This window comes from Aphanizomenon sp. UHCC 0183, from assembly GCF_009712065.1.
GTDB lineage: Bacteria > Cyanobacteriota > Cyanobacteriia > Cyanobacteriales > Nostocaceae > Dolichospermum > Dolichospermum heterosporum.
Genome location: NZ_VILC01000095.1, coordinates 5,585 through 16,984, shown reverse-complemented (window position 1 = coordinate 16,984; position 11,400 = coordinate 5,585). Strand labels below are relative to the sequence as shown.

Annotated in this window: 9 protein-coding genes and 1 pseudogene; 3 read left to right on the top strand and 7 right to left on the bottom strand. The window is 39.5% G+C overall.

The genetic code is table 11. From position 1 onward, the window contains the following. From FJR37_RS22115 to FJR37_RS22105, 3 genes and pseudogenes are all read right to left on the bottom strand, one after another. Positions 1-511: pseudogene (locus tag FJR37_RS22115) on the bottom strand (hypothetical protein); the annotation flags it as partial. An 84-nt stretch (positions 512-595) separates the two neighbouring features. Beyond that, positions 596-1,993: a PP2C family serine/threonine-protein phosphatase gene (locus FJR37_RS22110; RefSeq protein WP_168467129.1), complete on the bottom strand. Its 1,398-nt coding sequence runs from the start codon at positions 1,991-1,993 to the stop codon at positions 596-598. A gap of 16 nt (positions 1,994-2,009) precedes the next feature. Then, on the bottom strand, positions 2,010-2,681 hold the full coding sequence (locus FJR37_RS22105) for a VWA domain-containing protein (protein ID WP_039200209.1): 672 nt from the start codon (positions 2,679-2,681) through the stop codon (positions 2,010-2,012). 339 nt (positions 2,682-3,020) lie between these two features. On the opposite strand from FJR37_RS22105, the gene holA reads away from it, so the two are divergent. Continuing rightward, a complete protein-coding gene (gene holA / locus FJR37_RS22100) occupies positions 3,021-3,845 on the top strand; it encodes a DNA polymerase III subunit delta (RefSeq protein ID WP_039200214.1) in 825 nt (274 codons plus the stop codon). Positions 3,846-4,125: 280 nt separating this feature from the next. Here the strand turns inward: holA and glgB are convergent, their stop codons facing one another. The 4 genes from glgB to FJR37_RS22080 all read right to left on the bottom strand — a co-directional run bounded on the left by glgB (position 4,126) and on the right by FJR37_RS22080 (position 8,275). After that, on the bottom strand, positions 4,126-6,417 hold the full coding sequence (gene glgB / locus FJR37_RS22095; RefSeq protein ID WP_168467128.1) for a 1,4-alpha-glucan branching enzyme: 2,292 nt from the start codon (positions 6,415-6,417) through the stop codon (positions 4,126-4,128). Between the two features lie 348 nt (positions 6,418-6,765). Further along, a complete protein-coding gene (locus FJR37_RS22090; RefSeq protein WP_039202035.1) occupies positions 6,766-7,080 on the bottom strand; it encodes a hypothetical protein in 315 nt (104 codons plus the stop codon). Position 7,081: 1 nt separating this feature from the next. Beyond that, on the bottom strand, positions 7,082-7,789 hold the full coding sequence (locus FJR37_RS22085) for a glutathione S-transferase family protein (protein WP_039202036.1): 708 nt from the start codon (positions 7,787-7,789) through the stop codon (positions 7,082-7,084). Between the two features lie 243 nt (positions 7,790-8,032). Continuing rightward, complete coding sequence (locus FJR37_RS22080; RefSeq protein ID WP_168467127.1) at positions 8,033-8,275, bottom strand: hypothetical protein; 243 nt, start codon at positions 8,273-8,275, stop codon at positions 8,033-8,035. A 327-nt stretch (positions 8,276-8,602) separates the two neighbouring features. Here FJR37_RS22080 and FJR37_RS22075 point away from each other — a divergent pair, with 327 nt between their 5' ends. Both FJR37_RS22075 and FJR37_RS22070 read left to right on the top strand, forming a co-directional pair. Next, on the top strand, positions 8,603-9,268 hold the full coding sequence (locus FJR37_RS22075) for a hypothetical protein (RefSeq protein ID WP_039202039.1): 666 nt from the start codon (positions 8,603-8,605) through the stop codon (positions 9,266-9,268). A 313-nt stretch (positions 9,269-9,581) separates the two neighbouring features. Further along, a partial coding sequence (locus FJR37_RS22070) for a penicillin-binding protein 2 (RefSeq protein WP_168467126.1) occupies positions 9,582-11,400 on the top strand: 1,819 nt, incomplete at its 3' end.

Below are 11,400 nucleotides of genomic sequence, written 5' to 3'. Positions count from 1 at the left end.
GAAATGAATCTGTATCAACAATAGTAATAAGAGCTTGATTATTTACCAAAATATTTTTTGGTTGAATATCACCCAAAATATACCCTCTTTCATGAATATGATAAATAATCCAAGCAAGATTTTTAGCTGCTGTAAGCAAATACTTCCAATTAAACTCAGGAAGTAAACTGTTACGGAGTTGTGGACTATAGAGATTAATTAACTCCTTAGCAGACTCAATTTTTGGCATAAGAAAGCCCAAAAATTTTTGTTTATCATCTCTGACTAAGCGCGTAGGCCAGGTAAAACAATTATGTCCCTGATGTTTAGTTGGATTTACAGGTGGATGCTCAATCATAAACTTTATCTTTGCATACATTTCTGTAGATCTGTTCTTTTCCAAATATATCTTTGCTAACTGTCCATCAACGCTGGTTTCCCAAATCTCACCTTCTCCACCTTCATTTATTTTTTTCTTCAGATAAATAGCTATACCTTGATAGTCATAAACAATATTCATTGGATTATTCATTGCATTATATGTACTAGTAGTTCAAAAAAAATCAAAAAGAATTAAAAAACATAGTTATCAAAAACTAGTGAGAATATTTTACCTTTAATCGCTACTTGCAAGCCACACAATCCTCCATACTTTTTCTCCTTTTTTTACTCCAATATTTTTTAATTCAATGAAATATTCTTTTTGGAAGTCCTTTCCTTTAACTGGAATTATGACTATAAAATGGTCTGATGTATTCTTGAAAACTTTAATTCCATCATCTTGGATTCTAGCATCAGATTGAATTTTATCTTTATAAAACTCATTGTCAATTATATTCTCTTTGAATATTTTCACTAAAGAGGACTTATTTGTTTTAAAATCAGAGTCAATATTTTTATTTTGTGTGCGCCTATCTATTGTTAAAGGTGTAGATAAAATATAAGAGTTCTTATCAGCGGAATCAGGTGATAATATTTTGCTAAACAAGCTAAATATTGTGATCATTAACAGCAGCAAAAACGAAATAAAAACCAATTTATTTAAAATAGGGATATGATTATTTTTCCTTTTTCTTCTAGTAATAATAGGGATCGGAGTTTTTGATCCGACTGGGTGGTTATTTTCATAATTAGATGGTGGTGATGATATTTTTATGTCTTCGCCTGGATCTGATACTGGACTGATAGTCACTTTTGGTATATAACTCCTATCTACTTCAGGAAAATCATGATTAAACAAACATAAAAGAAGTGTTTTATCATCATCTGTCTGAGCATTCAATTTTTCGGATTTTAGAAATTTTAAAACATACTCTTCTGGATCATCTAAGTTAGGATCTTCATTTTGTAAATAGTATTCTAAAGGTTGAAAGAAACGTGAATAAGGTTTCCAATCACTCGAATTTAAAGCTAATCTTTCAAGTCCATCAGTTGACATACATACGAACTCAGGATAATAGGTAGATTTGTATACAAATTTCATATCCTGGAAAGGATTAGTTGATGTAATAAAAGACGTTTGGTTAGCAAATTCTCCTTTATCTGGCTTAAAAAGAAGTTCATATTCTTCCTTGCCATGTAATTTCACTACAATAAACCCATCACCAATCTGTATAGCAGCACTGAAATCAGGAAAGCTCACAAAAAGTAACAGAGTACAAGCAAAGTCGTTCAAGTCACAATTTCTTTCTTGTGATTTCTTTTCTAACTCTTTGATGACTTTTTCTAGAGTTATACTAAATAATTTTTTTACTTCTTCTTCTGAATAAAATCGTCTTATATTGTAAGAATTATCTTCAAGCAATTCCTCAATTTGTTTTTTTAGAAATTTCAAAGACACTTCTACTGCTAACTGAGAACCCTCATCGGAAAATTTGGCACTCCCTGCACCATCTGAAACTGCACCAATTAAAATCCTTTTAAAACAGATATAGCCTCCACTATCTTGACAGGGTATACCTTGCTTGTGGTGGCTCACACCCGAATCGAAACGAACTAACGCTTTCCATCCCATAATATATTCTCCTCAACTAATTAGGTACTTTAGCCCAAGTCAAAGGTGGCAAATCAGTCATTCCACTACTAACCTTAGCACTGGAAACGCGAGACATTGACTGACTTAACCAAATAAACATATTATTGAAATCCAATCCTTTTAGAATAACAGGCGGGCGCAGAGAAATTTTTTGTAGGGTGTTCATATCTGCCCCCTCAACTGCAACTGCAAAGAAAGAGAGCCTTTGCGCTTTTTCCAGTTCTTGCAGACGTTGTGATGCCTTTTGCCAAGAATCAGTAGGAGCACCATCAGTAATTAAGAAAACCCAGGGTTGATAATACTGCATCCCATTATTTTTATAAGCTTCTTTACGATCCTCTAACAAATTTAAAGCACAACCAATTGCTTGTCCCATAGGAGTATCGCCATTAGCCTGGAGAACAGGAGGGGTAAATTCATCAATTGTTACAAAATCTTGAACTATATCTACTGTTTGACCAAATGTAATAATAGAAACTTCAATCCGAAGTGATGCTATGGCATCTTTTTGTGCTTCACGCTTGAAGACTTTAATGCCTTTATTTAATTGTCCAATTGGCTCACCTCCCATAGAACCAGATGTATCCAACAAAAGAATAACTGGACAACGAGGTTCAGGATTATTAACAAATTCAGGAAATTGATACTCTGGTTTTCCTACTGACATTTTTGATTCTCCGGTAAAATAATAAAAAGTTTTTTAGGAGTATTAGGTTAGGTCATAGATACTTCTCACCAATAAAGTTTACAATAGCTTTCAAAGTTATGAGAAAATTTCATCAAACTAAAGCTTACTCGATTGAAGGCAGTTGCGCTCTCCCGCAGTGCCGAAGGCAATCGCCACAGATTTTGCACAACTGAAAAATAAGCCTTCCAGCTACTTTATCTTTTAAACAACAATAAATTCATCATACAGCAAGACTTACAAGTATATATAGTAATTATGTACTAAAAATTTCAGCCTAGAGCTAACGCTCATGTACGACAATCGTATTGCCGTACTACCATGCCAACATACCTGTACTTTGGTGAAAACGAATTCTTTCTAACTCGCACCATGAAACAACTAAAAACCCACACTCTAGATCAACAATGGGCAAACTTTAACTATACAGAATACCCCCCAGAATCTAAAGAAACCATTCCTCAAGCATTATCCGATATCATGACACCACGAGTTGGGAGTGGAGGAAGATTAGTACATTTGCCCAACAGCACATTACTGGGAGTTTGTTCAAAAGAAATTTTGTTGCAGTTGGAGTCCATTCTCCCCAAAATTCCCTCAACAAATACCCTCCTGATCACCAACACTCACAAACCTGACGCGAGAAATAAATCCGTCAAACTCCTACTGGAGTACGCACAGGTAACAGAATTTCCTCTCATTCCCCAATGGCAAACCCAAGCATTAATACAGCAAGCTCGGACATTAGCTGACGAAGTAGGTGTAACACTCACTACTGATGCTTACAAAGTATTGATTGATTACACAGGCAATAATACACGACTGATATTCACCGAACTAGAAAAGCTCAAAACCTATGCTTTGGGTAAAACAGTCAATGGGGATATGGTGAAAGAATTAGTCTCAGAAAGTGCTACTAATAGTTTACAACTAGCCAACGCCATTCGCTTGGGTAACATTGCTCAAGCATTAGAATTTGTTGAACGCTTAATTAACTGTAACGAACCAGCTTTAAAGATTACCGCTACCCTGACTACTACCTTTCGCACTTGGCTAATAGTCAAACAGATGATCATCACCGGGTGTCAAGACGACAATACAATAGCCCAACTTGCAGACGTAAGAAATCCCAAACGCTTGTATTAACCCAAGTTGCTAGTTATAACTATAAGCCTTCTAGATCCCCCTAAATCCCCCTTAAAAAGGGGGACTTTGATTAATTTCCCCCCTTTCTAAGCTACGGTGTACACACAAGTCCTATCTATCTTCGTTTTGTGCCTATTTCGCTCCCTAAATCTCCCAAGTTTGGGGGAGTTTCAAATTCTTGTTCCCCCAGAATTGGTGGTTATGGGGCGGTTCTTATACCTCATAATACCGGGCAGTGCTGTAAAAACAATATAGGGTGAGCATTGCCCACCCTAAAGTATTATTCCATCACCTGTGCAGATTTCTGTTTATCCAACTTGAGCATCAACACACCCAAAGGAGGTAAACACAAATCTAAAGAATAAGGACGATTGTGCAAAGACCAATCATCAGTCCACTTACCACCTAAATTGCCCATATTACTACCGCCATACTGATGGGCATCACTATTGAACAACTCAGTATAAAAACCCTTTTCTGGCACACCAATACGGTAGTGCGAATGGGGTTGAGGTGTAAAGTTACAAACCACAATCATAAAATCGTCAGAATTCTTGTCACGACGGACAAAAGAAACCACACTATGACGGTTATCAGTACAATCAATCCATTCAAACCCGGCTTGGTCAAAATCTTGAGTGTATAAAGCAGGTTCGGAACGGTAAAAATGATTAAGAGACTGGAAAAAATCCTTTAACTGTCGGTGTGGTTCAAACTGTAAAAGATGCCATTCCAAATCAGCCCAAGCATTCCACTCACTCCACTGACCAAATTCCATGCTCATAAACATGGTTTTCTTGCCAGGGTGAGCGAACATATAAGCGAATAAACAACGTATATTAGCTAACTTCTGCCATTCATCACCGGGCATTTTACCGATCATATTACTCTTACCATGCACGATTTCATCATGGGACAGAGCTAACATGAAGTTCTCGCTGTGGTTATACCACATACTAAAGGTAATATTGTTTTGATGGAACTGACGAAACCAGGGGTCCATACTGAAGTAATCCAGCATATCGTGCATCCAGCCCATATTCCACTTTAAGTTAAAGCCCAATCCGCCCGTATAGGTAGGCCAAGATACCATTGGCCAAGATGTGGACTCCTCCGCAATGGAAAGCACACCAGGGTAATAACTAAATAACAAACTATTAACTTGACGTAAAAAATCTGCCGCCTCTAAATTTTCTCGACCACCATATTCGTTAGTCAACCATTCTCCTGGTTTTCGGCAGTAGTCAAGGTAAAGCATGGAAGCAACCGCATCAACACGAATTCCGTCAATGTGGTATTTATCAAACCAGAACAGGGCATTAGCCACTAGGAAATTACGGACTTCATGGCGATTGTAGTTAAATACTAAAGTCCCCCATTCCTTATGTTCACCTTTGCGAGCATCAGAGTGTTCATACAAGTGACTACCATCAAAGAAGGCTAAACCATGTCCATCTTTGGGGAAGTGACCAGGAACCCAATCTACAATGACACCAATACCATTGTTATGGCATTCGTCCACAAAGTACATGAAGTCTTCGGGTGTACCAAAACGGGAAGTAGGCGCAAAATAACCGGTTACTTGATAACCCCAAGAACCATCAAAGGGATGCTCGGCAATTGGGAGGAGTTCTAAATGGGTATATCCTAATTTCTTAACGTAGGGAATGAGTTTATCTGCTAGTTCCCGATAAGTCAGAAACCGAGCGCCGGGTTTTAGTTCAGAAACGACAACTACAGCTTCAGTTTCCCCATTGGGTAATTTGGCAGATTCAGCACTAGCAGCGTGTAACCAAGAGCCTAAATGGACTTCGTAAACGGAGATGGGTTGGCTCAAGGGGTCACTGTGTCGCCGCTTTTCCAGCCAGTCTTCGTCTTTCCAGGTGTAGGAAGTTAAGTCAGTAACAATAGATGCTGTTTTTGGCCGGGGTTCTTGTTGAAAACCGTAAGGATCAGATTTTTCGTAAATATGTCCTTCAAAATTTTTGATTTCGTATTTGTAATGTTCTCCTACACCTATTTCGGGAATAAATAATTCCCAAATGCCTGTGTGTCCTTTCCGCATCTGGTGTTTGCGTCCATCCCACAGGTTAAAATCTCCCAATAAGGAAACGTTGCGGGCATTGGGGGCCCAAACGGCAAAATAAACGCCTTTGACACCATCTACTTCTGTGGTGTGCGCTCCTAATTTTTCGTAAATGCGGTGATGGTTGCCTTCACTAAACAAATGTAGATCAAATTCTGTTAAGTGGGCAGAACGGAAAGCATAAGGGTCATTAACTACCCGCTCATGTTCTCCTTCTTTAATGCGTAACTGATAATTTTTCAGTTCTGTGGTTTCAATGGTGCATTCAAAAAAGTGTGGATTATGCACTGTATCCATTGGGTATTCTTTCCGTTCCTCTGGAACTACTACCCACGCAGCGCTGGCATTTGGGAGATAGGCTCGCACAGCCCAGACAGTTTTACCATTTTGATCGATGAGATGAGAACCCAGAATTTCAAAGGGATCGTGATGTTGATTGCCAACAATGCGATTAACCTGTTCGGGGGCGACTGTGGTTGTGGACATGAAGCTACCTATGTGATATATGGTGATTAACTAAATCTACTTTTTAACTATTCATATTCTTGCATCTTTGTCGCCACTGTCAGTTGTCAGTTGTCAGTTGTTAGTTGTCAGTGGTCATTGGTCAGTGGTCAGTGGTCAGTGGTCAGTGGTCATTGGTCATTGGTCATTGGTCATTGGTCAGTGGTCAGTGGTCAGTGGTCATTGGGAAAATTCTTTCTCCCCCTACCTCCCCTACCTCCCCTACCTCCCCCACCTCCCCTACCTCCCCTACCTCCCCTACCTCCCCTACCTCCCCCACCTCCCCTACCTCCCCCACCTCCCCCACCTCCCCTACCCCCTATTCCCTAATTAAATACTTAAAAATGGGAAAAGTTGTAATAATGTTTTGCGTAGTTGCAGCAAAAATACTTTATCGCGGATACCGGAGGCTAAACGTGGTGGTGGACTTATTTGCATTTGTGCTTGCAATTCGGCATATTCTGCGGGCGTGAGGATTCTGCCATCAATGGGCGATCGCGCTGCTAGAATAATCTCTGTTCGCAATATCTCCTCTGGTATATCTGCTTGTGGTGGTAATGCCATCACGACTTTACTACTATGACCACTAAACCCGATTAAAATACTAGTAGTAACACTCAAAATAACTAGCAGTATCCGTTTCATCTTAACTCCTGATTGGGCGCAAGCCCTGCGCCCCTACGTCCTCAAGTCCTGGTGGCAATGGTTCACCACATAACTGGTGGATATTGATAATTCGTGCAAAAATCTGTGGATATGCCTGACGATAATCGGGAATTAGTGCTAAAGGACTCAACAAAGCCGCCGCTGCAATATCAGCTATACTCAAGCGGCTACCCACTAAATAATCACCTTTTTGCCAATACATAGACAATAATGACAAGGCATTAGCGAGTCTTTTTTTAGCTAATTCAACGGTAGTATCATTAATACCATATTGTTGTCTGACTACTTTAATCACTACTTGGCTAAATAGTGATGGGTCAATGTCCTTACCTTCACCAGCGCGAAATTGATAATATACAAATCTAGTAGCCGTGCCTATACTTTCATCTAACCAGTCTTCTAACATCGCAGCTTGAGTTTGCTGTTCTAAATTGGGTAGAAACAAGGTAGGTTCGGGTTGATAGCTTTCTAAAAATTTAAAAATTTCCGTAGAGTCGCCAATAACTTGGGGTTGTCCGACAATTTGGGGTAACAGGACAGGTAATGTTGTCAATCCAGTTAAGGACTTTAGCCTCAAGATGTGCAGCCCTGGAGTGAGATTTTCGGTTTGATAACTAATTCCTTTATAACCCAATGCCAATCTGGCTTTGCGACAATAATGAGATGTACTAAATTGCAGTAACAGCATATATTGAGATTACTTTGGTTACTGGCAAAACAAATATTAAAAAATCAAACTGGGCGAGAACTGAATCTAGCCCAGAAGCAAAACCTGATGAATGTTCTTCTTTTTTACCCAACTTAACACTGTTAGGCAGTTGAATCTTTATTTTTTAATCTACAAACTATCTTAACTTTCTCAGTAGAGGTTTGTAGAAAATAATTTTTAAAGATATCAACTACCCAGGAGAGGTTAATACTCTACCCTATACTAAGGTTTTTTGGGAGTAGCCTCAGGAGATGTGGTCGCAGCAGGGGATGTAGTAGCTGCGGGAGATGTTGCCGCATCAGGAGATGTGGTCGCCGCGGGGGTAGCACCAGTATCTGCTGGTTCTCCACCTGTTGTTGCTGCTGGAGAACTGGTAGTACCTGCTGGTTGACCACCACCGTCACAAGCTCCAAGCATGGTAGCCAGACTTAACATTAGAGCCAAACCAAAAATTTTTGTCTTCATAACTCCTCTTTCACCAATTGTGGCAATAAAATCTTTCGCCTGTTGAATAAGATACCTTATTTATTGATTTTTTTTAAGGACTTTCTGATTACATATTTCAACCCATTCTTTTTTGTAACATTCTTGTAGATTATATGTAACACAAACAGGATGTAATTAACGGTTAGAATGGTCTCGATTCTTGTCCTGAAAATTTGCTAAAGAGAAGGGTGAAATCCCCCTGAAAAGAGAGAGATTGAAAACTTGGATATTTCCTGTTCCCTTTTTTTGTAACTTTGGGCAAAATCTAATTAAGTCAAAAATAAAGTATTTATTATCAGAAAAATCATGGGTTTTGAACGTAAATCAGCAGTTTCCGCAAAAAATACCTGGTTCTGGGGCAATTCTCCTGCGTCATTGAATAAGCGACGTTCTCGAAATTTGAATAAAAAAAGCCAGAGTTCCTCCCGATTAGATAGTGAAGCGATCGCAGTTAAATCGTCTAGTCCCCGAAATGCTTGGCTGAATTTCTTAGGTTCTCGCCGAAATAAAACAGCAATTCGCACCTCAAGTTTAGACGCGGGTAAACAACAAACTACTGATATTAATAGACAATCAAATACTGCTGCTTATAGGATGAGTCACACTCCAGCCATGCCTGAATGGTTACTACGTATGTATATGGTCAATCGCTATTCGTCAATTTTAGCATTTTTATTAGTGGTAGCAACATTAATAGTTTATGATTGGACTGTATATTCACAAGAGATTTGGAGTGATTCTTACCGTAAGCTACAAAGCTTACAACGTCATGAGCGACAGTTAAATACTGCTAATGCGACACTAACTAGCAAAATGGCACAGGAAGCGGAACAGCCCGGTACGGAACTGGTATCACCAACTTCTAAGAGGACAATTTTCTTACCACCAACATCTAATAATTATCCCCGGTCGTCATTCTCAACTTCTCAACCAGAACCGCAACCTGAACCCCCTTCTCCATTAGGATACTAATTGGTCATTGGTCATTGGTCATTAAGTAATTGGACAAAAATATTTACAGTCATTGCGAGCGAAGGGAAGCAATCACAACCCTTGGAATTGCTTCATTTGACTTCGTTCCATATGGCTAACGCCACGCTAACGCAATGACATTGTGTAATTAATTCTGTCTCACTACTTAGTCATTGGTCATTGGTCATTCGTCGTTAGTTAATCTTTTTCTTCTTTCTTCTTTCTCCTGAAATCCTGATAGCGCAGCGTGGCGTTAGCCATACTCTTGAATGGGCGCAGGCCCCTGCGCCCCTACCTCCTGAACTCCTGACTCATGCTAAAGTCATCACTTAAAACACAACTTAGAAATCTACGTAATTTAGAATTCAGACGCAAACGAAAGTTTTCTAGACAGACTCAATCAGAAAATATTGAGCCAAAAACACCGGAAACTCCACCTAACATTCAATTACGACTGTTTGCTGTATGGGGTGTGTTAATGATTGCTATGGTAGGTTTGGCATTTAACTTATATCAATTACAAATTGTTCAGGGAAAAAAGCTGACTAAGAAGGCGCGAAATCAGCAAATGGTGAATGTGCGCCCTTATATGCCTCGTCGTCCGGTAGTGGATCGGGATAATAATGTGTTGGCTATTGATCGTCCCGTTTATACTGTATATAGTCATCCTAAGTTATTCGAGCTATCCCAGGAAGAAATCGCGGAGAAAATCGCGCCAATTATCGGCAAAGAAAAGGCCGATTTGGTGAAAACATTCCAAAGTAAACGAAGTGGAATTTTACTAGCTTCTGGGGTCTCTGAAGATATTACTGATAAGTTAATATCACTGCGTTTGAATGGGTTTGAGTTTATTCAAAAATACTCCCGATTTTATCCCCAAGATGATTTAGTGGCGGATGTCGTGGGCTATGTTAATCTTGACCGTCGTGGTCAAGCTGGTGTGGAATATAGTCAGGAGAAGTTACTAGAACGTTCTGGACAAATAGTGCGGATGAGTAAGTCGGGAAATGGGTCGTTGATGCCAGATTATGCGACGGAAGGATTTTTGCATTTTGATGATTTAAAATTGCAATTGACTATTGATAGCCGTGTGCAACGGGTAGCCCGCGCAGCCTTAAAAGAACAAATGACCAAATTCAGTGCCAAACGGGGTGCAGTGGTTGTCATGGATGCAGTGGACGGTTCTTTATTGGCTTTGGTTTCTCAGCCTACCTATAATCCGAATCAATATGCTAAGTCTGATATTTCTCTGTTCAAAAATTGGACTGTGGCTGATCTTTATGAACCGGGATCAACTTTTAAGCCGGTGAATGTGGCGATCGCTCTCGAAAATGGTGCAATCAAACCGGATGACACTTTTGAAGATCCTGGTTCTATTAAAATCGGCACACATACAATCAAAAATGCCGAAAAAACTGGTTATCGCCGATTAACTATTTCTGAAATTTTACAAACTTCTAGTAATATTGGCATGGTCAGAATCATTCAAAGATTAAAACCATCTATATACTACAACTTGCTGGAACGTTTAGGATTAGGACAAAAAGTTGAGACAGATTTGCCCTTTGAAGTTAGTGGTCAATTAAAAAGTCAAGAACAATTTATTTCTTCAGCCATTGAACCAGCTACCACATCTTTTGGACAAGGCTTTTCTCTCACTCCATTACAACTGGTACAACTACACGGTGCATTAGCTAATGGGGGCAAATTAGTCACACCTCATGTAGTCCGAGGACTGATTGATACCAAGGGCGGAATGCACTATTCACGTACTCTTCCAGAACCAAGACAAATTTTCTCACCTACAACCACCCAAAAGGTTGTGGAAATGATGGAAACAGTAGTCAGTTCAGGTACTGGTAAAGCAGCGAGAATTTCAGGATATCGGATTGGTGGCAAAACAGGAACAGCGCAAAAAGCTAGTCCTAATGGTGGATATATTAAAGGTGCAAGAATTACCAGTTTTGTCGCTATTTTGCCTGTGGAATCTCCCCGTTATGTGGTGTTTGCAGTTGTGGATGAACCAAAGGGAGAAAATGCCTATGGTTCTACTGTAGCTGCACCAATTGTGAAAACTGTCATGGAATCACTAATTCCTATTGAACAAATTCCACCTAGTAGTCTGTCAACCC

Bases quoted from the DNA above. Each gene is read 5' to 3' on its own strand.
- FJR37_RS22110 (WP_168467129.1), bottom strand. From the start codon at position 1,993: ATGGGATGGAAAGCGTTAGTTCGTTTCGATTCGGGTGTGAGCCACCAC.
- FJR37_RS22105 (WP_039200209.1), bottom strand. From the start codon at position 2,681: ATGTCAGTAGGAAAACCAGAGTATCAATTTCCTGAATTTGTTAATAAT.
- holA (WP_039200214.1), top strand. From the start codon at position 3,021: ATGCCAACATACCTGTACTTTGGTGAAAACGAATTCTTTCTAACTCGC.
- glgB (WP_168467128.1), bottom strand. From the start codon at position 6,417: ATGTCCACAACCACAGTCGCCCCCGAACAGGTTAATCGCATTGTTGGC.
- FJR37_RS22090 (WP_039202035.1), bottom strand. From the start codon at position 7,080: ATGAAACGGATACTGCTAGTTATTTTGAGTGTTACTACTAGTATTTTA.
- FJR37_RS22085 (WP_039202036.1), bottom strand. From the start codon at position 7,789: ATGCTGTTACTGCAATTTAGTACATCTCATTATTGTCGCAAAGCCAGA.
- FJR37_RS22080 (WP_168467127.1), bottom strand. From the start codon at position 8,275: ATGAAGACAAAAATTTTTGGTTTGGCTCTAATGTTAAGTCTGGCTACC.
- FJR37_RS22075 (WP_039202039.1), top strand. From the start codon at position 8,603: ATGGGTTTTGAACGTAAATCAGCAGTTTCCGCAAAAAATACCTGGTTC.